Below are 23,253 nucleotides of genomic sequence, written 5' to 3' on the forward strand. Positions count from 1 at the left end.
ATGTAATTATGTTTATTTGTTGAGTATTTTTGTACCAGGTTTTTATCGAAAAAATTTGTATTGTTGTCTAAGGTATTAAAATAAATTTTTAATTTTTTTGTTTGAGCTTGGTATTTTTTAGTAAGGTTTGACATGAAAAAAAGAATTAAATTCAAGATTATTTTAGGTTTTAAGGGAATTTTCAAGTTTTTTTTGGCTATTTATAATTCTTTTTTTGTAGCCCTTAAAGTTATACATTCTTTTTTAAAGCAAAATATTAGCTTTATGGTTATTCCTCATGTTAAAGGGAATGTAAAAAATATTAAAATTTCTTTTTTGACTTTATTTTTCTTTTCTATATTTTTTTTAGGTGGTTTTATAGGGTTTGTTTTGCTTGCTGTTAATTATGTTACTCTCTCATCAATTGTGAAATCCACAGAGAAAAATTACTCTTTAGCAGAATCTGAGATTGAAGATTTTAGAAATACAGTTGTGGAAATTAATTCTGTTGCAAAAAATTTTTCCAAAATTTTAGATGAGCTTAAAACCTCTTTAAAAATTAATTCTAGTAGTGTTGATTTAAATAAAAATAAACAAGATGGAGACCTTTCTGATTTTATTGATTTGCAAATTTTAGAAGCTAATTCAATAAAAGAACTTAGCGATCTTAAAAATATTAAAAGCAAAATAGAAAGTTCAATTCCTCCACTTAAAAGCATAGTCAAGGTTTTGCATGCTCAGGATAAACTTTTAAATGATATTCCTTCTCTTTGGCCCCTTGCAGGTGGATCTGGAATTATTACTTTGCATTTTGGCCCCGCTATTGAACCTTTTACCAGGCAGTGGTACATCCATAAAGGCATAGATCTTGGAGGAGTTAGAATTGGGACTCCCATTGTTGCAACTGCTGATGGAGAGGTTGTTAGGGCAAGTTATCAGTCAGCAGGCTATGGCAATTTTGTTCAAATTAAGCATAAGTATGGACTTGCAACGCTTTATGCACATATGTCGCGTCTTAATACTTCTAAAGGGGCTTATGTTAAAAAGGGGCAGATAATTGGATTTATGGGGCAAACAGGTTATGCAACAGGCCCACATGTTCATTATGAAGTTCGTGTAGGTTCTCAAGTTATTAATCCCGATATGTATTTAAATTTAGCAACAGGAGTTTCGAAGTAGATGTTAAATTTTTTGACTGTTAAAAAAGAAACAAAAGCATCATCTTTGTTTCTTTTTGATGAAATAAAAACAATAGTGGGTGTTGGTGATTTTTTTAAAGGAGATTTAGTTTCAAATAATTTTATTCGACTTGATGGCGATTTTATGGGCACTATTAGTTCTACAAAAAGAGTAATTATTGGAGAGAGTGGGAGAGTTAAGTCTAGTATTGATGCTAATGAGCTTGTTATTTCTGGAATGGTTGTTGGCAATATTTATGCTAAAAGCAAAATTAAAATATTCGCATCAGGATGTGTTATTGGAAATATTTCTTGTAAGTCGATTGAAGTTGAAGAAGGCGCTATTATTGATGGGTATATGGATATTGGTGCTGAATATCTTAGAGTCCCTGAAAGAAATACATTTTTTTATACTGGTTCTTATAAGGTTAATGAAGATCTTTTAATTGAAATTAATAAAGAGCATCAAGAAGAAAAAAAATCTTTTCAACCTTTAGAAGGCGAAGATGATAAATATTTTTCAAGTGTTATGAGCAAAATAGATGAAAGTAAATAATTTGATTGCGGGAGCATTAAATCTTAATTCAAAAGATTATAAAAAAGGTGGCAAAAAAGTATTTTTTGACAAAAGTAATGTTTTTTCTTCGGTATTTCAGATTGAAAGTGTTAAAGAGGATAAGCGTTTTATTTTGCTTGAAAATGGTGAATTTAATCTTGATTTGATTAAAGATATGTTAGATGGAATTAACGAAATTGGCGAGAGACTTTTGAGTGAGCCTTCCAGGCAAAATGTGATTTTTTACAAAAAAGTTATTTCAGAGTTTATATCCATTATTATATCATCTTCTGTTTGTTTGAAAGAACAAAAAGGGGGTAGTTTAGGAGATCCTAAGCGTCCTAAGTATAGAATTATTAAGATTATTAACGATAAGTTAGACAAACTTGCCTATTCTGTTTTACAAAATCAAATGACCCAGATTAAACTTTTAGACAGCATTGAAGAGATTCAAGGTTTGCTTGTTAATTTACTAATGTGAGTTAGGTTTAAACTTTTAAAATGCTTTTAATTTCAAATTAAAAGGGATTGCTTGACAATCCCTTTGTTTAATAGCAAAAATATTTAATTTGTAATTAAATATTTTTTACTTATTTCTAAAAAGGTTTTTATTTGTTCATTTTTCCACTCTTCAGATTTATTTAATTTTTTCATCATTATTTCAGCAACTCTTGGAGCAGCTTCAATTGTAGCTTGAGGATTTAAAGGTAACGATCTTGTTCTTCTTGCTAAAACATCGTCAATAGTTTTGGCTTGCTCAAATTCAATTGAAAAAGCTATTTGAGCTTCATTTAAATCCAAGTCTTCGTGTATCTTTTTGTCAAACCCTTCCATATTTTTTAGAATTTCAAAGTCACTACCATAAGCTTTAAAAGGTTCAGGAATTTTTATTACTTCTTCTTTTTCAAGATAACCGTGTAACTTTAAATTTTTTGTAGTTGATGTATAACTTGGTATTAAATTTTTTTCTATGGCCTTAAGCAAGGTTTTTTCTGCCATTTTTCTATATGTAGTATATTTTCCCCCCGCTATTGTAATAAGGTTTGAATCTGATATAAATATTTTTTCATTTCTTGAAATTTTTGAAGTGTTGCCCTTAGCTTTTGGATCTATTATTAAGGGTCTTATTCCAGTATATACGCTTTTTATATCCGATTTTTCTATTTTAATATTTAAATAGTTGTTTAAATTATTTATTATAAAGTCAATCTCTTCATCAAATCTCTCAGGTTCTGCTTCTATATCTTTTATTGAAATGTCGGTGCTTCCGCAAACAACACTATCATACCAAGGAATAGCGAATAAAATTCTATTGTCACTAGTTTTAGGTATTAATATTGCATGATTTTTGGGGAATTTGTCTTTTTTGATTATCAAATGGCTACCTTGGGAAGGTTTGATAATGTTTAAAGCTTTTTCATCATCTAATCTTCTTATTTCATCTGAAAATATTCCTGTTGCGTTTATTATACATTTGCTTTTTAATGAAATTTCTTCTTTTGACAATGTATTTTGTATAATAACCCCTGAAAGTTTTCCGTTTTCCTTGCTAAATTTTTTAAGCTCTGTATAGTTAAAGGCAATGCCCCCTTTTTCGGTAAAAGTTCTTAATAATGTTATTGCCATTCTAGCATCATCGAATGAATCATCGTAATATAGAACAGAGCATTTAAGGCCTTCTGTTTTAATATTGGAGGCTTTTTCAATGGTAGATGCTTTGGATAGTAATTTAGTTTTATATTTGGCAGTTTTTTCTTTGCCCATGAGATTGTGGTAATAACTTAATCCAAAATAATAATAAGGTATTTTTAAAATATTATAAATAGGAGTAATGAATGCACATTCGTTAATTAAATGAGGTGCATTTTTCTCAAGAATGGCTTTTTCGTGTAAAGCTTCTTTAACTAAAGAAATATTCCATTGAGCCAAATATCTTACTCCACCGTGAATTAATTTGCTTGATCTAGAGGAAGTTCCTTTTGCGTAATCAAATTTTTCTACAAGCATTGTCTTGTATCCTCTTGTGATTGCGTCTACTGCAATACCAAGACCTGTTGCGCCCCCCCCAATTATTATTAGATCAAATTCTTGATTTTCAAGATCTTTTAATTTTGTTTCTTTGTTATAATTCATGAAATTTGAATATTCCTCCATTTTAGTTAATTTCTTTTCCTTTTAATTAAATGCTAGATTTTAGAAATTTGCAAAAACCATTTGTTTTAATTTCATTAAGTAGCGCTATAAAGCAATTAGACATCGATTAAAAAATTTAATTAAGTGCTGTTCGTATAATCGATTGATTTGCTTACCAGGCATTTTTACTATATATTGTTTTAGTTTTAAAGAATTAAAAAAATTGTACATAATTTTTTCTCCAGTATATTTTGTTATGATCTTTAAAGTCTTGTTTTGAACTTTTATAGACCGTGAGAGTTTTATACCCAAGATTTTGACCTTTCGATTGCTTTGTTCCAATTCTCAAGAAGATTTTCTTTTTTATTTTTTGGCATTGAAGGTTCAAATATCTTATCTACTTGCCAAAGGCTTATTATTTCTTCAGCACTTTGCCAATAACCCGATGCAAGCCCTGCAAGATAAGCAGCTCCAAGAGCGGTTGTTTCTGTTATTTTTGGTCTTACAACTTTACATCCTAAAAGATCAGCTTGAAATTGCATTAACAGATTGTTTTGACTTGCTTTCCCGTCTACTCTTAATTCTTGAATTTCAAAGTTGGGAACGGATTTTTTCATGGTATTTAGTATGTCAAAGCTTTGAAATGCAATGCTCTCAAGAGCGGCCCTTGTAATATGAGCTTTTGTTGATCCTCTTGTTATTCCGATAATTGTTCCTCTTGCATAAGAATCCCAATGAGGTGCACCAAGTCCAACAAATGCTGGTACAAAATAAACCCCCCCATTATCTGAAGCAGAGCTTGCCAATGATTCTGCATCTGAGCTTTTTCTGAAAAGTTCAAGGCCATCTCTTAGCCACTGGATTACGGCTCCACCAATAAAAACACTTCCTTCAAGAACATAAGTTACAGATTTTTTTCTTCCCCATGCAATTGAAGTTAAAAGCTTTTCATGGTTAATAATTGGTTCTTTACCTATATTTACTGTTACAAAGCAGCCAGTTCCATATGTGTTTTTAGCCATACCTTTTTTAAGGCAAGCTTGTCCAAATGTTGCTGCAAATTGATCTCCGGCAATTCCTGCAATAGGAATTTCTACTCCAAATAGCGATGTGTCTGTTTTACCATATATTGTAGAACTCTCTTTAAGTTCGGGTAAAATTGCTTTTGGAATATTTAATATGCTTAAAAGTTCATCATCCCATTCTAATGTTTTTATATTTAACAATAATGTTCTTGAAGCATTAGAATAATCGGTTGCATGTACTTTTTTTTGAGTTAGATTCCATAGTAGCCATGTATCTATTGTTCCAAAGCATAATTCACCATTTTCAGCTTTTTGTCTGGCACCTTCTATATTATCTAGGATCCACAGTATTTTTGTCCCGCTAAAATATGAATCTAGTACTAAGCCTGTTTTTTCCAAAATAATTTTATCTTTTCCCTCTTGTGTTAATTGGTCACAAATTTTTGAAGTTCTTCTATCTTGCCATACTATTGCATTGTAAATAGGTTTTCCTGTATTTTTTTCCCATATAACTGTAGTTTCTCTTTGATTAGTTATTCCAATAGCATCAACTGCATTTGGCAAAATTCTTGAATTTGCAAGAGCTTCTGTTATGACTCCAAGTTGTGAACTCCATATTTCAGTAGGATCATGTTCCACCCAACTTGGTTGTGGATAAATTTGAGTGAATTCTTTTTCAGCAAACCCTTTTATGTTTGCATTTTTATCAAATACTATTGCTCTTGAGCTAGTAGTACCTTGATCAATAGATAAAATGTATTTCATAATTTTTCCTTTTTGTTTCAACAAAGATAAATATCTTTTAACCTTTGTTATTTTTTAGTGTAAATTCGTAAATTATAGCGCCCAAGATTGCCCCAATTATTGGGCCAATTATTGGCACAATAAATATACTTAGGTTGTCAAAGCCATGATTTTTAAATCCAGCAAATAAGAGTAAAATTCTTGGTCCTAGGTCTCTTGCAGGATTAATGGCATAGCCATTCATTCCCCCAAAACTTATTCCTATTGCCAAAACCAATGCTCCTGTAATGAATGGAAGAAATGGATTGTCATTGTGTTTTTTTACAAAATCTCCAACAACAGAAATTAAAAACATTAGCAAAAAAGTTCCAAAAACTTGATCAATAAATCCAGGCAAAAATCCAGGAATTGCAGGGAAAGTTGCCATTATGCCTTGAGTATTTTCTAGGCCAGGATCTATTTCTATCCATTTAGGATAAAATACGACAAGTGTCATTAATGCGCCTGTAAATGCTCCTAATATTTGCGCTACAATGTAATGAAAAAGTTTTGAAACGGGAAATTTCCCAATACTTGCTAATCCTATGCTGACAGCTGGATTTAGATGTGCCCCGCTAATTCTTGCTGATGTATAAATGCCAAATGTTACACCCATTCCCCATCCAAATACAATATTTGTATATCCCCCTTTTATTATTTCTCCTGCTATTTCGGGATTTGAAGGAAATAATACTGTCATTGCAACAGATCCAGTTCCTAGAGCTAATAGGATAAATGTTCCTAAGAATTCCGATATAAATTCTTGGAATTTTGTATAATTCATATTTTATCTCCTCATTTTTATATCAATTTTATTTTTTTTTTAAAAAGTTTTAATTTTTAAAATCGAATGTATTGATTTTAAATCAAATTTCATTGTGTTTTTATAAAATGGCTAGAATTTTTATATTTTAGCCATTTTATTTCAAGAATAATTAACATTTTTAATTATTCTTGAAATAAATATTTACATTTAATATATTATTTTTAATTAAGATTAATGTCAATAAATTAAAGTTTTTAATTTATAATTTATTGATTTCTTTCCTAAAATTTGTTTAAGGATTTTTTATTTTATATTAAAATTTTTACATTGGATTTTTTTGATTAATTAGGTTTTATGATTTAGCAATTTTTTAGCTTATATTCGAATTATTGAAGTTATTTTTGGAGGTAGACTTGGTGATTGTAATAGAAGGGTTAATTGGGGTAGGAAAAACTACTCTTGGAAATATTTTATCAAAGGAGCTAGAAGTTCCTTTTTACAGTGAGCTAAATAATGATTTTACTTTGTCCGTATTAGATAAATTTTATAAGGATAAATCCAGATGGGCATTTCCAGTTCAAATTAATTTTCTTAATGAGAGGTTTAAGTTAATAAAAGGAGTGTTTAGAACAAAAGGAGGCATACTTGACAGATCTATTTATGGTGATTGTGTATTTGCGTCTCTTTTAAATTGCGATGGGTATATCTCTGATGAGGAGTATAAAATATATGTTGATCTTCTTGGTAATATGCTTGAACATTCTCAGCAACCAAGTTTGCTTGTTTATCTTGATTGCAGTATTGATGAGGTTGAACGCAGAATTAAAAATAGAAATAGAAGCTTTGAAATGAATATTCCCAGAGATTATCTTGAAGGTCTTAATAAAAAATATTTGAAGTGGTACGATGAATACAGTTTGTCTTCAAAGATAAAATTTTCTTATGATGATATAAATATTTTTAATGAAGAAGATAAGAATAAAGTGATTTCTTTAATTAGAGATAAACTTGTACTATAATTACTTTTAGTAGATTGACATTCTTTTGTTTTATTTTAAAGGTTGAGTGTTAATGGAGGTTCTTATGAGAAGATTATTTCTTCTGTATTTTTTATGTTCTTATGTTTTTTTGAATTTGTTTGCTCAAGGTAGTTATTCTTATATTGATAAGCAAAAAGAGCTTGCTATTTTTTATTATGAGGTTGGCCAAAGGTATATAAACGTTGGTAAAGTTAAAAAGGGAAAGCTTTTTCAATCAAAAGCTTTAAAGATTTATCCAAACTTGAAAAAGGGAGTTGATATCAAGCTTGCAGTTAAAGAACTTGATGCTAGGATTAAGGATGACAATTCCAAGGTTGTTATGCTTGAGGATGTTAAGCTTGAGGAGATACCTGGAATAGTGCATGAAAAAATAGAAATCAATGATTTTACAAATGCTCCTAAAATAGAATACATTGCTCAAAGAGAGAGAAGTAAAAATCAAGATAAAATTATTAAGTTTCAATTTGGAAAGTTTGCAAGAGCTTTAATTTCTCAAAACTTTGATTTGTTTGCCTCTGTTATTGCAGAGAAAGTTAATGTTATGGGTCAATTTGAATCAAAATATGATTTTATATCAGCTTTGTCAAGTGCTTCATCTAAGGTTAATGCTGATGAGTTAGAGTATTTATCAGTTGATGATTATTACGATTTAAAGTCTTTGAAAATTTTAAAATCCAACGATACTTCTTTTGTTGTTAATGTGAATGCCAAAAACAATGATGTTACTAAAAATTTTCCATTTTGGAAAGAGCGTCAGACTTTAATTTTTACTAAAGAGGATGATAATAATTGGTTTTTGTCTTCCATAGAGTGAAATCTTAGTGTTGTAATTAAAAACATTATCATTAATATATTTATAAACAAGTCTCCAATTTTTTCATAGATAGTTGTAAATGTTGGAGACAATTTTACGGTTGATAATAAGTAGCCTTTTGTAAAAGTTTCTAATCTTTTAATGATTTCTCCATATTCGTTGATGATTGCAGTAATTCCTGAGTTTGTAGCTCTAATGGTTTTGATTCCATTTTCAATGCTTCTAAATTTAGCCACAACAAAGTGTTGCCATTCTGCTGAATTTGTTTTTGACCAAGAGTCGTTTGAAAAATTTAGTAATGTATTAGCGCCTTGGATTTTATAAAACCTTGAAAGTTCTGGAAATGCGTCGTCATAGCATATTAAGGGAGCGAATTTAAATTTTTTCAATTTCAATATTTCAATTTTATTACCTTCAAGTTGCCCCAGGATTCTAAAATTTTTTAAAAAAAAGTTTCTTACAAATTCATATTCGTAAAACGGAATTTTTTCTGCAAAAGGGACCAAGAATATTTTAGAGTATATATTTGCAATGTTAAGGTTTGGCTCTACCATATAAATAGAATTTTGTTGGATTCTTATAGTTTTTTCAATATTTGAGGGAGCCCCAATGGCAAATGGGATTTTTCGCTCTTTTATAAAGCTTTTAAGTTCATTATGCAAATCATAGTTTTTAAAGTATTGGTCTTCTTTGTTAAAAGGATAAGTTAGCACCCCTTCACTCCAGATTACAAATTCTATTTTTGGATTTTCTTTTAAGGCTTGTTTTGTAATTTCAATAGAATCACTTATTCCCTTTTTGTCATTTCCAGGTAACCATGGATCAGTATTGAGTTGAATAGCTGCAATGTTTAGACTATCTATTTCTTTTGACAATAAGTCTTTTAGTTCTGTCTTTTTAATCATTCCGTAAGTAAAAGATGTTGTTATTAATAGTATTGGAAATATTATGTTTAGTAAATTTGTTTTGTTTTTATGGATTAAAAAGTCTGCAATTCCTGAGTTTAAAAAGTAGACTACAAATGATACAAAAAATACACCGAAAATATCTGCTACTTGAATTAAGTTGCTAAAGTTATTTACAGTGAAAGCTGCAAGTCCCCAGGGATATGCTAAAAATCCAATTGATCTTGAGTAATCATAAAATGTAAAAAGTATTGCTATTGTTATTGTCTTATTTTTAAAGTTTTTTAAAGAGTAATAAAGAAAATAACCTAAAGTTAATGAATATGGAATGTATCCTATTACCACTCCTATGAATGTAATCCATCCAAATGCATGAAAAAATCCAAGCCAAAAATTTTGCAAACTGTTGGCTATTATGAAGTAAAACACTGTCAATCCTATTAATGTTTTTTTATCTTTTAGTTTATTTAAGGCTATAAAAAGCGGCACATAAGCAATAAATCCTAGTACTGAATATCCGGTTTCTTTGATTTCATTTGGAATTGCAAGTGTTGTAAGAATTCCTGAAAATGCGGCTAGGCAAAAGTATCTAGTTTTCATTTTTCCTCTTTTTTACTATTATTAATAATATAATAATGTAATATATTTAACACTATCATTAATAATTTTAAATGATAGCATTGATTTTTTGTGTTATTTTTGAAAATTTATGCTTATAATAGACTTTTAAAGAGTAAAGGAAATTATGTTAATTTTTGGTTTTATTGGTTTATTGTTTTTAAATCTTTTCAGTTTGCATGCTCAAGGAATAGTTACCAATAAAGATGCTCAAGAGGAGTTTAAATGGGCTCTTAATTCTTATAATAATGGAATTTATGATGATGCTCTTTTATCTTTTAAAAAAATTTTAAGCTTTGATCCTAATAACCTTGATTATCATTTTTGGACTGGCAATGTTTATTATAGGCTAGGTTATGTTGAAGAAGCTTTAATGGAATGGAGAAATTTAAAAGATCAAGGTTATAAGGTCCCTTATCTTAGGCATTTGATTTCTACTATTGAGCAAAGGAGAGGTATTTTTTCAAATTACGAACTTGATTTTAAAAAACTTGTAAAAGTCGCTTCTCTTGATAATTCTATTTATAAAAGGCCACATGGATATCAGATTACATCTTTAAGGGCTGATAATTACGGTGGATATTATGCTGCTAACTTTGTAGGTAATGAAATATTGTATTTCGATGTTAATAATAATGTTAGTGCTTTAGTTAAAGATGGATTTAGTTACTTAAAATCCCCTTATGATGTTATCGAGGTTAATAATTTGCTTTACGTGACTCTTTATTCAAGTGATGAAATTGGTGTTTATGACAAAGTTTTTGGAGTTAAAAAGAGATCTATTGGGAAAAAAGGCACAAAAGACGGTGAATTGCTTGCTCCTCAGTATATGACTATTGATAAGAGAAACTATATTTATGTGAGTGAATGGGGAAATAAAAGAGTGAGTAAATTTGGACTTGAGGGCGATTTTATTCTGCATTTCGGCCATAGAATTTCGGGTTACAAGGGCCTTTTAGGTCCCACAGGTGTTACTTATTTGAATGAAAACATTTACGTTGCAGATTCTTTGAGAAATACTATTGAAGTTTTTGATACTAGCGGTAATCATTTGTATTCAGTTTCTACTTTTATTGAAGGAATAGAGGGTCTTAGTAGTGATTCTGCTGGCAATAATGTTATAATATCTTCAAGACATGGTGTTTATAAGTACAATATTGCTAAAAAGACAATTACAAAAATTTTAAAAGCAGATAAAGTGAATTCTAAAATTTCTTCATCTATTTTGGATGCTAATAATCAGATGATTGTCTCAGATTTTAATAATGCCAAAGTCTCAGTTTATAAGAGTGATTCAAGTCTTTATGACAGTTTGAATGTTGATGTTAGAAGAATAGTTAGGCTTGGGGGGCCCAAAATTTATGTCGAGCTTAATGTAAGCAGTAAAAGCGGATTACCGGTTGTTGGGCTTAAAAGCGAAAACTTTTCAATTGCAAATGAAAATTATTACATTGTTAATCCTAAGGTCGCATACAATGTAAATGCTTCTAAAGACATTAATATAGCAGTTGTTTTTGATAAATCTTCTTATATGAAAAATTATGATTTAGATCAAATTGTAGGTTTAAATGCTTTAATAGAGTCCTCAAAAAATAAAAACTTTAGTTTTATAAATGCAACAAATGTTCCCATTATAGATAATATTGAAAGCTTGACAAATAGCATTAGAAATACAAGTTCTCTTGGTCCTTATAGTACAGATTCTGTAAAAACAGATGTTAGTTTGAAGTTAGCAGGTTCTGGGCTTATGTCAAAAAGTTCAAGAAGAGCGGTAGTTTATTTTAGTGGTGGTGTTTTAAATCGTAAATCCTTTGAAAAGTACTCTTTAGATACGATAGTAAGCTATTATAAAAATAATGATATAAGATTTTACTTAATATTGTTTGGCAATGATCCTGTTAACAGTAAGCTTCAATATTTAGTTGATGAAACAGGTGGTGCCATAATTCCTTTTTCATCTTATGAAGGAGTATCTAAAGTATATGATTTAATTTTAGAACAAAAAACCGGTACTTATTTGCTAGAATATTATTATCCAGGCCCCCAGGAGCCTAATAAATACTTTAATTTATCTGTTGAAGCAAATATAAATCAACAGACAGGAAGAGGTGAGTTTGCATATTTTATCAATTAGATTGATTTTTGATTTTATTAGGGGGGGGATAAGCTGTGAGGCTTAATGCAGGGATTGTGGGGCTTCCCAATGTAGGTAAATCTACTTTATTTTCATCGTTGACATCATCTAAAGTTGAGATCGCGAATTATCCTTTTTGCACTATTGAGCCAAATATAGGAATAGTAGAGATTCCTGATGAAAGGCTTTTAAAAATTGCTGAGTGTATTGTTCCACGAAAAATTATTTCTGCTGCTATGGAATTTGTGGATATTGCAGGTCTTGTTAAAGGAGCATCAACAGGCGAAGGACTTGGCAATAAATTTTTGGCTAATATTCGAGAAGTTTCTCTTATTATTCATGTTGTCAGATGTTTTGAAGAAAAAGAAGTTATTCATATTAATAATGATATTAATCCTGAGAAAGATATAGCTACAATCAATGTTGAGCTTTGTTTGGCAGATCTTGAAACTGTTCAAAAAAGCCTTCAAAAACAAGAAAAAAATGTTAAAAGCACCGATAAAAAAGTTAGCGAATCTTCTAAAGCAATTGTTTTAATGCTAAAAAGACTTGAAGAGCATTTAAGCAATATGAATCCTGTTGTTGATTTTAAATTTGATGATTTTGAATACAACTTTATTAGATCATTAAATCTTTTGACTTTTAAAAAAGTTTTGTATGTTTGTAATGTTGATGAAAATTCACTTAGTGGTAATAAATATACAGATATTGTAAAAAATATTGCCTTGAAAGAAGGGAATGATTTTTTAATCTTATGTGCCAAAATTGAAGCTGAGCTTTCCGAAATAAAGGATATATCTTATAAAAATGAAATGTTAGAATTATTTGGGATAAATAATAGCAGTCTTGGCAATTTAATTAAAAAAGCCTATTATACTTTGGGACTTAGAACTTATTTTACAGCGGGTTTGCAAGAAGTTAGAGCTTGGACATTTAAACAGGGCATGAAAGCTCCTAAAGCTGCTGGAATAATTCATAGTGATTTTGAGAGAGGTTTTATTAAAGCAGAAGTTTATTCTTGTGAGGATTTGTTTGAATTTCAAAGTGTTCAAAGACTAAAAGAGAAAGGACTTGTTAGAATTGAAGGTAAAGAATATCTGGTAAGAGATGGAGATGTAATCTTTTTTAAATTTAATGTTTAGATTTATTTTATATTATGGGCGGTTTATTTTTCAGCAGTATAAAGCTAGTTAGTTTGTTTGTTTTTAATATTGTTATTTGTTTGCTTTATTTGTTTTTGTATGATGCAATTTTTTTTTACTTTGTTTTGACACTTCTTTTAGTAAATTTTTTTGTAATTCTTTTTTATTTAAAGTATTTTTGTTCTGTCTCCTTTAAAGGATCTAAGATTTATTATAAGGGTGTTTTTTTAAGTTGTAATTTTGGTTTTGATGACGTTATTTCGTTTGAAAAAAGATTATCAGACAATGTTTTGATTTTGAAATTAAAAAATAAAAAAAAAATTAAGGTTTGTTTTTGGGTAGGCAATGGTTCGAGTGAATTATTCAGAGAGCTTAAATTTAAAAGAAAAGATTTGTTTATTCCAAAATTGGAAAATTTTCCAATAAGATACTATTTGTCTTATGTCTATCTTTGCATGTTTTTGGCCCGTATTATGATTAGTTTATTTGTTTATTATCTTTCATTAAACAATATATTTATTTTTTTATTTATTTGCTTTATTGATATTAAAGTTTTGTTAGGCGATTTTTTAGTTATCAGTAATATAGTGTTGTTTTACGAATTTAGAAAAGATTCAATTTATGAAAGGAAAATCTTTAAGAGTGAAATTTATTTTTATGAATTTTTTGAAAAAATTTTTATTGCTAGGGAATTTGAATTTAATAATAAAAATTATTTATGCTTTTCTTATAAAGGTAATCATCCGGCAAAAAAAGTATATATTTTGAATAAAAAAATTTCTTATTCCATGCAAAAGGTTTTTGAATATATTAAACAAAACTATTGCACTGAATTAACTTAAGCTTTGATTGACTATATTTAAATTAGTTGATATATTAAAATTATTGTTTAATAATATTAAGGAGTATCACTTGAGAAAAAATGCATCTGCATTGAAGCGCTCTCGCCAAAATTTAAAAAGAAAGATTAGAAATGTAAGTGTAAAAAGTGAATTAAAAACAATAGAAAAACGCTGTATCAACATGATTAAAGCGGGCAAGAAAGACGAAGCTATTGAATTTTTTAAGTTTGTTGCAAAAAAACTAGACACTGCTGCTAGAAAGCGAATAATTCATAAAAATAAGGCCGCTAGAAAAAAATCTCGTTTAAATGTTTTGCTGTTAAAACAAGGAAATTAGTTTATGTCTTTTTCAAGAAGACCAAAGGTTACTAAGTCAGATATTGTTGATCAAATATCTTTGAACATTAGAAATAATAATCTAAAATTAGAAAAAAAATACATAAGACTTGTGATAGATGCTTTTTTTGAAGAGCTTAAGGGCAATCTTTGTTCGAATAATGTTATTGAGTTTAGATCTTTTGGTACATTCGAAGTTAGAAAAAGAAAGGGACGTTTAAATGCGCGTAATCCTCAAACAGGGGAATATGTTAAGGTTTTAGATCATCATGTTGCGTATTTTCGTCCAGGCAAAGACTTGAAAGAGAGAGTGTGGGGTATTAAAGGTTAAGTGCCGGTTAATATGGTAGATTCTTATAAATGGGATTGTAAGCTTGATTCTAGTTTGACTTTTAGAGGAAAATTAAAATTTGAAGGAACTTTGTATCTCGATTCTTCTTTTGAAGGTGAAATATCTTCAAAAGGGGGTGTGCTTTTTATTGGTAAGAACAGCAAGGTTATTACCAACGTAGTAACTTGTGATACATTGATAGTAGAAGGAATTTTGAAGGGCAATGTGAATGCTGCTAGTAAAGTTTATTTAAACAGCGGTTGTAAAATATATGGGGATGTAAAGACAAGAAAAATATTTATTAATGATAATATAATTTTTGATGGTAAGTGTGAAATGATAAAGTCTAATGAAATTGTAGATTTATTTTCTTTCACTGTTTCACAAATAAAAGATACTTTGCAATAGAGTCGGTGTTTTTTATTAATTAATAATAAGTAGATTTTTATAAAATCCTTTCTCAAAAATTTAATTCGTAGAGGAAAATATGGATAAAAAAAATGTTGGATTTGATTTAGAAAGTGAAATGAGGCGGTTGGATGTTTCTAAAGAGTTTAAGATTGAAGATAATTTTAAAAAAAAAGTGGTTAAAGTTGTTGCTAAAAAGGATTCTGCATCTAATGTGGTAAAATCTGTAGATTTAAGTAGTGCAAAGGATTCAAACGGTGTAGTATTTTCTGAATTTGATTATGATGTTCCTGCTTCAGGTTTAGAAAATAACATTAAAACTTTAGAACAAAGTAATATCATAAAGTTTTTTAACGGCAAAGATTATGTAGAGATTGAAAAACTTTATGACAAGCCAATTACAGAGGTTAGAAAAATTGTTGAAGGTCTTGGGACCAATCATACTATTGCTGTAACAATGAAAAAAACCGAATTAATATTTTTATTGGTAAAAATATTAAGTGAGAATAATATTGATGTTTTATTTACAGGTGTGCTTGATGTGCTTAGTGATGGTTATGGGTTTTTGAGAACTGCATCAAATTCTTATCTTTCAGGAGGTAATGATGTTTATGTTTCTCCTTCTCAGATTAGACTTTTTAATTTAAGGACAGGTGATATTTTGTATGGCCAAATTAGATCACCTAGAGATGGGGAGAGATTTTTTGCCATGGTTAAAATTAAATCTATTAATAATCAAGATCCTACGTTTGCTCAAAACAGAATACCTTTTGATAATTTAACTCCTCTTTATCCTAATATTAAGTTGAATCTTGAATATGAAAATTGCAATATTTCTACAAGGCTTATTAATCTTTTTTCACCTATAGGTAAAGGACAAAGGGCTTTAATAGTTTCTCCTCCAAAAGCGGGGAAGACTACCTTGCTTCAAAAAATAGCCAATGCAATAACTACTAATTATTCGGATGTTATTTTGATGATATTGCTTATTGATGAGAGACCAGAAGAAGTTACGGATATGATTCGTAGTGTTAAAGGTGAAGTGATAGCATCTAATTTTGATGAGCAGGCTAGTAGGCATGTCCAGGTAGCAGAGATGGTTATCGAAAAGGCAAAAAGGCTTGTTGAGAACAAAAAAGATGTTGTTATTTTGCTTGATTCTATTACAAGGCTTGCAAGGGCATATAATCAAACTATGCCAACTTCTGGTAAAATTTTATCGGGCGGGGTAGATTCTAATGCTCTACATAAGCCAAAGAGATTTTTTGGATCTGCTAGAAATATTGAGGAGGGAGGAAGTCTAACTATTATAGCTACTGCTTTGGTAGATACTGGGAGTAAAATGGATGAAGTTATTTTTGAAGAATTTAAAAGTACTGGTAATATGGAATTAATTCTTGATAGAAGCTTGGCAGATAGAAGACTTTTCCCCGCTATTAATATTAAAAAGTCGGGCACCAGAAAAGAAGAGCTTTTACTCAGTGAAGAGGAGCGTTCTAAAATTTTACTTATTAGAAGAATACTCAGTGGTGTTGATGATTATGAGGGAGTTGAAGTTTTGATAGAAAAGATGAAAAAAAGCAAAAATAATGAGATCTTTTTAAAGACAATGAGCAATGGTAATTAAATAAATTGACATTATTTCTAATGTCAATTAAACTTTACTGAAGGTTAAGAGGAGGGTTTTATGAGAAAAGGTGTACATCCTAAAAGTAATTTAGTGGTATTTAAAGACGGATCAAATGGAGCAATGTTTTTAACCAGGTCTACTTTGAACTCAAAAGAAACTATTAAGTATGTTGATGGAAATGAATATCCATTGATTACTGTAGAGATTACAAGCAAATCACATCCTTTTTATACAGGTCAACAAAAGTTTGTTGATGCAGCGGGAAGAATTGATAAATTTAATAAAAGGTATAAAAAGATCTGAAAATTAGGTCTTTTTATATGAAATTTTGAGAAAATATTAATAAATTTTTTTTACATTATATTCTTTCCCCATTAGTTTTTCCAGTTTGTTTTTTTCTTCTTCATATGTTTGATTATTTACCAAAGATGCAATGCTATTGTGTTGTCTAATTTGTTTTAGAATCTTTTCGGATATGTCTTTAATATCTTGAGGCGTAATTGTAAAGTAGGCATTTCGAATGTCTTGTCTTAAACTATCGCTAATATTTAACATTTTTCTTCTATAGCTTTGCAAGGCTTCTGTAGCTTTAGTTTTTACATAGATGTTGGTTCCTATTAAACCTATCAAATAGGTATAAATCTCTTCATTTGTCATTTTATTATTAGCCAATTCTTCCAAAGAGTTTTCAAAAGCTTGGTAAGTTTTGATGAAATTGGGGTCTCTGTAGGATGCAAAAGAAAAAATTCCGTTAGCGATCGATGCGCTTGCTCCGTATGCACCACCTATTACTCTTATTTTTTCCCAAAAAATTCCACTTCTTAATATATGCTCTAAAAAATTTGCTTTTGGATAATTTTCATCGTTGATTTTGTAACTAGGGAAACATATGGCATTGAAAGCTACTTTTGATTGGATAATTATTATTTCTTTTAATGCTTTGTTGTTTGTTTCAATATTTAGCAATCCATCGTAATAATTATTCTCTTCCAGGCTTTCTTTTAGATTAAACAATTCATTTTCCAAATTTTTAAGAATATCGTCAGTGTTTCCTATTATTAGTGCAGATAGATTGTTTTTTAAAATTATTTTATTTTTTAGATTGTCTAATTTATTTGCAATTTCTTTTAAAGACTCTGTATCGGTTTTTACTTTTTGCCAAAATTCTCTACCCGTTATTCCATTTTGTAATTCTTTTAAATATTCATTTAATTTTAACTTCGATTTGGACCTTAATATTGCTAAAAGATGACCTTTGGGGATTAATAAGGATTTAAAATCGTTTTTCAAGCTTAGTGTTATTTCTTTTAATCTCTCATAATCATAGAAATTGATGTTAGTTAAAATTTCTTTGATCAGTTCAAATGATTCTTTAACTTTATGGTTAAAAGATTTAAAGCTAATATTAAATGAATTTAAAATGTTTCCATTAATATCCTCATCGTAACTCTCAGATATATTTATTTGTCCCAAAGTATTTTGAATTTTATTGTTAATATCTATGTAAGAATAGTTTTTTGTAGATAAATCTTGAAGAGCTCTTTTAAATAAAGATAGATGTATATAATCTTCTTTTTCTAAAAAATTTAGTTTAAAAAATAAGTTTACATTAAAAATATTGTTATTCTTAAATTTAAAAGAATGTAGATTTAGTTCTTTTACTTCATTAAGATCTAGACTTTTTTCTATTTGTTTTGGCAAATCTTCTATTTTTAGTAAAGGAAGTTTTGCTATATCTGCTTTGGAGTCTTTTTTATTTTGGTATTTTTTAAACTGATTAAAGTCTTTTTTAAATTGTATAAATTTTTCTGGATTTTGTTTAATTTTAATTTCCTTTTCCATTAATTTTTTTTCAATTTCTTCTTCCATTTCTTTTTCTGTATCATGCGATGGAATAAAGCTTATTAATGTATAATGATTGTTAAATATTAGATATTTTTCGATTAAATTTTCGAAGTAATAAATTCCTTTTTCCAGTTTATTTGTAATTTCATTTATATAGTAGCTTGTTTGTAATGTTTTGATTGGATGCATGCCATTTAACCATCCTTTAAAACTTTTTATCATTAAAGCGATGGGAAGATTTTGTCCTTTTTCTTCTTTTAGAGCGAATTCGTAACCAAAAAGAATTCCTTTTATTAACTCTTTTGGAATTTTGTTTTTTACTAAATTTTTAAGTTCGCTGAAAATTAAATTTTTAAATTCTTTTTCCTTTTTTTCAACAACATTTTGAAGTCCAAACGAAAAAACGGATTCTTTTAAATCTGTATTTATTCCGCTAACATGGGCTATATTTTCGCCAATCTCGCTTTTTAAGATATTGATTGTGAATGAGCAAGAATCATCTAAGAGTATTTCTGAGAGAATTTCAAGACCAATGCTATCTTCAATATTGTTAATTTCCGTGCAAAGCCAATTTATTGTGTATACCCCAAGAGCATTATCGTTTTCTTTAGGAATTTTGTATGTTAATTTTTTCCCTTTTTCCCATCTTTTAACGTTTTCTATATTAATATTAACATTGCTTTTTTCTTTTTTATAAGGCCTTATTATGTATTTTTCAATGAAATTTAGATTTTTTTCAGTCTGAATGTTGCCGCATAAAAATATTTTGCAGTTTTCAAGTGTATAATATTTTTTATAAAAATCTAAAAAACTTTCATAGGTGAGATCAATAATATTTGTTGGGATGCCACCCGAATCGTATTTATATGCTCCCTCTTCAAAAAGAGAACTACTTGCTATTTCGTTGATTAGGGAATTTTTATTTGAGTAGCTGCCTTTCATTTCATTGAAGACAATTCCAGATACTTTAAAATCTTTTGGGTTTATATTGTATCCTTCTTGCATAAATGATTCTTTTTTAAGTAACGGGTGAAATATAGAATCGGCATAGATATTAAATAAATTAAAATAGTCTTTTTCAATTGTTGATGCTGCTGGGTAGATGGTTTTATCCGGAAATGTCATTGCATTTAAAAATGTGTTTAGACTTCCCTTTAGTAGGTAAAGAAATGGATCTTTTATTTTATATTTGTTAGAACCACAAAAAATTGTATGTTCTAAAACATGTGCAACTCCGGTATTGTTTGAAGGTATTGTCTTGAAAGCTATGCAAAATGCATTTTCTTTAAAAGAATCACTTTTTAAGTGAAATATTTCAAGGCCACTGTCGTGTTTAAAATAAGATCCTTCCGCATCATATTCTTCTAAATAAGTTTTTGAAATTAGTTTAAAGATTTTTTTCTTTTTCATTTATGGCTTTAATCCTTATTTTACAAATTGTGCTATTTCGCTTGCATTAAATTCAAATATGTTTTGAAGTTCCTCTGTGTCGTCTAGTTTAAATGTGTATTCAGGAAATTTAATAACAATTTTTTTGTTTTCAAAGTAAATTGCTGCTTGCTGTAAATCAAATAGTAATTCGTTAGGTAAAATTTTTTCTTTAATTTTTTTTGTAAAAAATGGGAATGCTTCATCTGTTTTAATTATGTCGTCAATATTATGAACATAGTTTCCTTTATCTTGAATGTAATAGCTTCTGTAATTTGTAATAGGACTGCTATTGATTTCTTGAGTTGCAATAAGTATTATTGTGTAGGTATTGTATCCATGGTGAATTTCATAGTCTATTTTCAAGCTGAATTTTTTATCCTCAGGTTTAAGCTCTTTACTAACAATGTCAAGTCTTGCTACAATTTGGTTTACATATTCATTAAGCTCAGTATTTAATTCTTCAAGATTTCCTTGTTCCTTTCCTTCAATTATTAATTTAGGTATTCTAATATTGTATTCATAAAATTTTGATTCTTCTTTTGAACTCATTGAAGTTATTATTAAAGAATTCATTTTGTTACTATTTGAGTCAATATCTTTGAAATTGATTTTGGTTAATTTTTTTGTACATCCGTTAAAAATCATTAATGTAAATATTAACACAAAAGTTGCTTTTGTTGTTTTTGAATTTAGCATACGATGATTTCTCCCTGCAATATTTATTTTAATCCTGCTATAAGATATTATATAATAACCTTGATATGAATTAGTATTATTTGTAATTTTGTTTGAAAATTTTACTTAAGACATATCTTAGGAGATAAGATGCTTGATCTGAAATTTATTAGAGATAATCTTGATCTTGTTAAGAGAAGTATTAAAGCAAGAGGCCTTGTTTTAGATGTTGATAAGTTAATTTATCTTGATGATAAGAGAAAAAAAATAATTACTAAAATTGGTGAGCTTAATGCAAAAAGAAATGACAATTCTTCTAAAATGCGAGAAAATCCTGATAAGGTTTTAAAGATCTCTTTAATAGAAACTGGAAAGATTTTAAAAAAACAGATTACTGATCTAGAAGAAGAGCTTGAGAGATTGTCTTTTGATTTTGACCTTGAAAATAAGCGAGTGCCTAATATTTTATCATCTGACGTGCCTATTGGTAATAGTGAGGAAGATAATTTTGAGATAAAAAAAGTTGGAGTTGTTCCAAAGTTTGATTTTAAGCCAAAAGATCATTTAGAGCTTGGCAGAGATTTAGATCTTCTAGATTTTGACAGAGCACGTGAAGTTAGTGGGAGTAAATTTTATTATCTTAAAAATGAAGCAGTGTTTTTAGAAATTGCTCTGATTAATTTCTCTTTGAATAAATTAAGAGAAAAAGGTTTTGATGTTTTTATTACTCCTGATGTTGCAAGAGAGTATATAGTTGATGGAATTGGTTTTAATCCTCGTGGCAATGAAAGCAATATTTATAAGATCGAAGGTACAGATAAATATCTTGTAGGCACTTCTGAGATTACGCTTGGTGGTTATTATTATAATAAAATAATAGATCTCACTTTGCCAATAAAAATGGCAGGATTTTCACATTGTTTTCGAAAAGAAGCTGGAACATACGGACAACTTTCAAAAGGTCTTTATAGAGTTCATCAGTTTAGCAAGGTAGAGATGTTTTGTTTTTGTAAAGCGGAAGAATCGCATGTTATTCATGACGAATTTTTGAACATTCAAGAGCAAATTTTTACTGAGCTTGAGATTCCTTATAGGGTTTTAAATATTTGTTCTTTTGATCTTGGTTCGCCAGCTTATAAAAAATATGATATTGAAGCATGGATGCCCGGAAGAGATGGTAAAGGTAGGTATGGAGAGGTTACCTCAACGTCAAATTGTACAGATTATCAATCAAGAAGGCTTAAGATTAGATATAAAGATAAAGATGGACAAAATAAATTCGCACACATGGTAAATGGAACAGCAATAGCTACAACAAGAGCTATTATTTCCATACTTGAAAACTTTCAGGATGAAAGTGGGGGAGTTAAAATTCCCAAAAGTTTGGTTAAGTATACAGGTTTTGACCACATTCCTTTTAAGAATTAGAATCTAGTGTTTTTTCTGGTAATGTTTCTATAGCTTTTAGCAATATTTCATGTTTTTTTAAGGTTTTTGGGAATGGTGCTGTTAAATTTTGTCTAAATTTTTTAGATCCTTTTTTGGAAAATGTTATTCCCATAAGATTTTTGAATAATACATTTATTGACAAATAATTTTCGTATTCTTTAATATATTCTACCATTTGCATCAATATTTCTTTTCTTGTAAGAATTTTATCAGTTTCGTTTAAAAATTCTCTTGAGGTGTTTGCAATAAAGTATGGATTTTCAAACGCACTTCTTCCAATCATGACAGAATCAACAATGGATAAGTGTTTTTTAATTTGTTCTGAGTTGCTGATTCCTCCGTTTGTCTCAATAAACAAATTTTTATTCTCTTTTTTGAGATTATATACAAATTCATGTCTTAATTTTGGTATATTTCTATTATTTTTAGGGGAAAATCCTTTTAATATTGCAACCCTTGCATGTACAATAAAATTCTTGATACCAAAATCTGAGATTATTTTGACAAAGCTTTTTAACTCAGAGTAATTTTCATTTTTATAATCACTAGGTGAAAGCCTTATGCCCAATCTATGTTTAATTGAAATAGGTTTATTTGTGTTTTCTTTCATTATTTTTAAAATTTCACCTACTTGATTGGCATTGCTCATTAGACAGGCTCCACAACTTGCATTTTGGATTTTTAGAGATGGACATCCGACATTAAGGTTGTATTCATCAAAATTGAAGTGTTTTTCAAGAATCTGAATGGCCCTAAGAGCATCATTTTTAGAGTTTGTTGCTATTTGAATTGCAATTGGAGAATCTAAGGGCGTTTGTTTTACAAGTTTTTTTACATCACCCATGATTATTGACTTTGCAGAAACCATTGGAGTATATAATGTAACTTTTTTTGATAAAAGTCTTATAAAATATCTGAAATGCTCGTCTGTGATGTTTACCATTGGAGCTATTGATATTTTTCGATTTATTAACATTACTTAATATGTTAGAATAAACGAGCTAATTTAACAATTGTTTGTTTTTGTTTTTAGGAGGAATTGTTATATGTTAGGAAGAAAAGATTTATTTTTTTACTACTTTTTCTAGCATTGTCAATTATAATTTATTATGGAAAAAACGTTAACATCAAGAATGGTAATTATATTTTAGAGGGCATAAGCTAAAAAAGAAATCCTTTTGACATTTTCGAGTTGGAATTTACAATATGATTTGAATGGTAGTATGGTTGATG

The 23,253-nt window shown here is 28.8% G+C and carries 20 protein-coding genes and 1 pseudogene; 14 read left to right on the forward strand and 7 right to left on the reverse strand.

All coding sequences use genetic code 11. The features are described 5' to 3' along the window. The first annotated feature begins 132 nt into the window (after positions 1-132). From BLO14_RS03060 to BLO14_RS03070, 3 genes are read left to right on the forward strand one after another with little or no spacing between them, the layout of a single operon-like run. Positions 133-1,158 carry a M23 family metallopeptidase gene (locus tag BLO14_RS03060; RefSeq protein WP_091972697.1) on the forward strand — a complete coding sequence of 342 codons (1,026 nt, stop codon included), beginning with the start codon at positions 133-135 and terminating at the stop codon, positions 1,156-1,158. Further along, positions 1,159-1,713 carry a bactofilin family protein gene (locus BLO14_RS03065; RefSeq protein ID WP_091972699.1) on the forward strand — a complete coding sequence of 185 codons (555 nt, stop codon included), beginning with the start codon at positions 1,159-1,161 and terminating at the stop codon, positions 1,711-1,713. After that, a complete protein-coding gene (locus tag BLO14_RS03070; RefSeq protein WP_091972701.1) occupies positions 1,700-2,194 on the forward strand; it encodes a DUF327 family protein in 495 nt (164 codons plus the stop codon). Before BLO14_RS03065 ends, BLO14_RS03070 begins: the two co-directional genes overlap by 14 nt. Positions 2,195-2,277: 83 nt before the next feature. On the opposite strand, the gene BLO14_RS03075 is transcribed toward BLO14_RS03070, so the two are convergent. The 3 genes from BLO14_RS03075 to BLO14_RS03090 all read right to left on the reverse strand — a co-directional run bounded on the left by BLO14_RS03075 (position 2,278) and on the right by BLO14_RS03090 (position 6,438). After that, positions 2,278-3,867, reverse strand: a complete 1,590-nt coding sequence (locus BLO14_RS03075) for a glycerol-3-phosphate dehydrogenase/oxidase (RefSeq protein ID WP_091972703.1) — start codon at positions 3,865-3,867, stop codon at positions 2,278-2,280. 281 nt (positions 3,868-4,148) lie between these two features. Continuing rightward, positions 4,149-5,636, reverse strand: a complete 1,488-nt coding sequence (gene glpK / locus BLO14_RS03085) for a glycerol kinase GlpK (protein ID WP_091972707.1) — start codon at positions 5,634-5,636, stop codon at positions 4,149-4,151. A gap of 37 nt (positions 5,637-5,673) precedes the next feature. Continuing rightward, positions 5,674-6,438 (reverse strand): MIP/aquaporin family protein, encoded by a 765-nt coding sequence (locus BLO14_RS03090; RefSeq protein WP_091972709.1) that lies wholly within the window; start codon positions 6,436-6,438, stop codon positions 5,674-5,676. 398 nt (positions 6,439-6,836) lie between these two features. On the opposite strand from BLO14_RS03090, the gene BLO14_RS03095 reads away from it, so the two are divergent. Then, positions 6,837-7,439, forward strand: coding sequence for a deoxynucleoside kinase (locus BLO14_RS03095; protein ID WP_200780487.1), 603 nt, complete (start codon positions 6,837-6,839; stop codon positions 7,437-7,439). A 64-nt stretch (positions 7,440-7,503) separates the two neighbouring features. Continuing rightward, the gene (locus tag BLO14_RS03100; protein WP_091972713.1) at positions 7,504-8,274 is read left to right on the forward strand and encodes a hypothetical protein; all 771 of its coding nucleotides are present in this window, start codon (positions 7,504-7,506) and stop codon (positions 8,272-8,274) included. Here the strand turns inward: BLO14_RS03100 and lnt are convergent. After that, complete coding sequence (gene lnt, locus BLO14_RS03105) at positions 8,214-9,779, reverse strand: apolipoprotein N-acyltransferase (RefSeq protein WP_091972715.1); 1,566 nt, start codon at positions 9,777-9,779, stop codon at positions 8,214-8,216. The genes BLO14_RS03100 and lnt overlap by 61 nt on opposite strands. Positions 9,780-9,924: 145 nt before the next feature. Here lnt and BLO14_RS03110 point away from each other — a divergent pair, with 145 nt between their 5' ends. The 8 genes and pseudogenes from BLO14_RS03110 (at position 9,925) to BLO14_RS03145 (ending at position 16,923) form a co-directional block, all read left to right on the forward strand. Further along, complete coding sequence (locus BLO14_RS03110; protein ID WP_091972717.1) at positions 9,925-11,931, forward strand: hypothetical protein; 2,007 nt, start codon at positions 9,925-9,927, stop codon at positions 11,929-11,931. 35 nt (positions 11,932-11,966) lie between these two features. Next, positions 11,967-13,073 (forward strand): redox-regulated ATPase YchF, encoded by a 1,107-nt coding sequence (gene ychF / locus BLO14_RS03115; protein ID WP_091972719.1) that lies wholly within the window; start codon positions 11,967-11,969, stop codon positions 13,071-13,073. A gap of 14 nt (positions 13,074-13,087) precedes the next feature. Further along, positions 13,088-13,915: a hypothetical protein gene (locus BLO14_RS03120; RefSeq protein WP_091972721.1), complete on the forward strand. Its 828-nt coding sequence runs from the start codon at positions 13,088-13,090 to the stop codon at positions 13,913-13,915. Positions 13,916-13,985: 70 nt separating this feature from the next. Continuing rightward, a complete protein-coding gene (gene rpsT / locus BLO14_RS03125) occupies positions 13,986-14,252 on the forward strand; it encodes a 30S ribosomal protein S20 (protein WP_091972723.1) in 267 nt (88 codons plus the stop codon). A 3-nt stretch (positions 14,253-14,255) separates the two neighbouring features. Beyond that, complete coding sequence (locus BLO14_RS03130) at positions 14,256-14,582, forward strand: HU family DNA-binding protein (RefSeq protein ID WP_091972726.1); 327 nt, start codon at positions 14,256-14,258, stop codon at positions 14,580-14,582. Continuing rightward, positions 14,583-14,990 carry a bactofilin family protein gene (locus BLO14_RS03135; protein ID WP_091972727.1) on the forward strand — a complete coding sequence of 136 codons (408 nt, stop codon included), beginning with the start codon at positions 14,583-14,585 and terminating at the stop codon, positions 14,988-14,990. A 316-nt stretch (positions 14,991-15,306) separates the two neighbouring features. Beyond that, a pseudogene (gene rho / locus BLO14_RS03140) lies at positions 15,307-16,617 on the forward strand (transcription termination factor Rho); the annotation flags it as partial. Between the two features lie 60 nt (positions 16,618-16,677). Further along, positions 16,678-16,923, forward strand: coding sequence for a type B 50S ribosomal protein L31 (locus BLO14_RS03145; protein ID WP_091972731.1), 246 nt, complete (start codon positions 16,678-16,680; stop codon positions 16,921-16,923). 36 nt (positions 16,924-16,959) lie between these two features. On the opposite strand, the gene BLO14_RS03150 is transcribed toward BLO14_RS03145, so the two are convergent. Together BLO14_RS03150 and BLO14_RS03155 are read right to left on the reverse strand one after the other, a co-directional pair. Further along, positions 16,960-19,875, reverse strand: coding sequence for an insulinase family protein (locus BLO14_RS03150; protein ID WP_091972733.1), 2,916 nt, complete (start codon positions 19,873-19,875; stop codon positions 16,960-16,962). A gap of 15 nt (positions 19,876-19,890) precedes the next feature. Continuing rightward, on the reverse strand, positions 19,891-20,592 hold the full coding sequence (locus BLO14_RS03155; RefSeq protein WP_091972735.1) for a hypothetical protein: 702 nt from the start codon (positions 20,590-20,592) through the stop codon (positions 19,891-19,893). A 129-nt stretch (positions 20,593-20,721) separates the two neighbouring features. Here BLO14_RS03155 and serS point away from each other — a divergent pair, with 129 nt between their 5' ends. Next, on the forward strand, positions 20,722-21,999 hold the full coding sequence (gene serS, locus BLO14_RS03160; protein ID WP_091972737.1) for a serine--tRNA ligase: 1,278 nt from the start codon (positions 20,722-20,724) through the stop codon (positions 21,997-21,999). Here the strand turns inward: serS and dusA are convergent. Beyond that, positions 21,989-22,996 (reverse strand): tRNA dihydrouridine(20/20a) synthase DusA, encoded by a 1,008-nt coding sequence (dusA, locus tag BLO14_RS03165; RefSeq protein WP_091972739.1) that lies wholly within the window; start codon positions 22,994-22,996, stop codon positions 21,989-21,991. The genes serS and dusA overlap by 11 nt on opposite strands. Positions 22,997-23,253 lie beyond the last annotated feature (257 nt).

Origin of the sequence: Borreliella japonica, assembly GCF_900099615.1 — a bacterium.
GTDB classification, from domain to species: Bacteria; Spirochaetota; Spirochaetia; order Borreliales; family Borreliaceae; genus Borreliella; species Borreliella japonica.

Excerpts from the sequence above, each read along its gene's own strand:
- BLO14_RS03060 (WP_091972697.1), top strand. The coding sequence starts at position 133 with ATGAAAAAAAGAATTAAATTCAAGATTATTTTAGGTTTTAAGGGAATT.
- BLO14_RS03065 (WP_091972699.1), top strand. The coding sequence starts at position 1,159 with ATGTTAAATTTTTTGACTGTTAAAAAAGAAACAAAAGCATCATCTTTG.
- BLO14_RS03070 (WP_091972701.1), top strand. The coding sequence starts at position 1,700 with ATGAAAGTAAATAATTTGATTGCGGGAGCATTAAATCTTAATTCAAAA.
- BLO14_RS03075 (WP_091972703.1), bottom strand. The coding sequence starts at position 3,867 with ATGGAGGAATATTCAAATTTCATGAATTATAACAAAGAAACAAAATTA.
- glpK (WP_091972707.1), bottom strand. The coding sequence starts at position 5,636 with ATGAAATACATTTTATCTATTGATCAAGGTACTACTAGCTCAAGAGCA.
- BLO14_RS03090 (WP_091972709.1), bottom strand. The coding sequence starts at position 6,438 with ATGAATTATACAAAATTCCAAGAATTTATATCGGAATTCTTAGGAACA.
- BLO14_RS03100 (WP_091972713.1), top strand. The coding sequence starts at position 7,504 with ATGAGAAGATTATTTCTTCTGTATTTTTTATGTTCTTATGTTTTTTTG.
- lnt (WP_091972715.1), bottom strand. The coding sequence starts at position 9,779 with ATGAAAACTAGATACTTTTGCCTAGCCGCATTTTCAGGAATTCTTACA.
- BLO14_RS03110 (WP_091972717.1), top strand. The coding sequence starts at position 9,925 with ATGTTAATTTTTGGTTTTATTGGTTTATTGTTTTTAAATCTTTTCAGT.
- BLO14_RS03120 (WP_091972721.1), top strand. The coding sequence starts at position 13,088 with ATGGGCGGTTTATTTTTCAGCAGTATAAAGCTAGTTAGTTTGTTTGTT.
- BLO14_RS03130 (WP_091972726.1), top strand. The coding sequence starts at position 14,256 with ATGTCTTTTTCAAGAAGACCAAAGGTTACTAAGTCAGATATTGTTGAT.
- BLO14_RS03145 (WP_091972731.1), top strand. The coding sequence starts at position 16,678 with ATGAGAAAAGGTGTACATCCTAAAAGTAATTTAGTGGTATTTAAAGAC.
- BLO14_RS03150 (WP_091972733.1), bottom strand. The coding sequence starts at position 19,875 with ATGAAAAAGAAAAAAATCTTTAAACTAATTTCAAAAACTTATTTAGAA.
- BLO14_RS03155 (WP_091972735.1), bottom strand. The coding sequence starts at position 20,592 with ATGCTAAATTCAAAAACAACAAAAGCAACTTTTGTGTTAATATTTACA.
- serS (WP_091972737.1), top strand. The coding sequence starts at position 20,722 with ATGCTTGATCTGAAATTTATTAGAGATAATCTTGATCTTGTTAAGAGA.
- dusA (WP_091972739.1), bottom strand. The coding sequence starts at position 22,996 with ATGTTAATAAATCGAAAAATATCAATAGCTCCAATGGTAAACATCACA.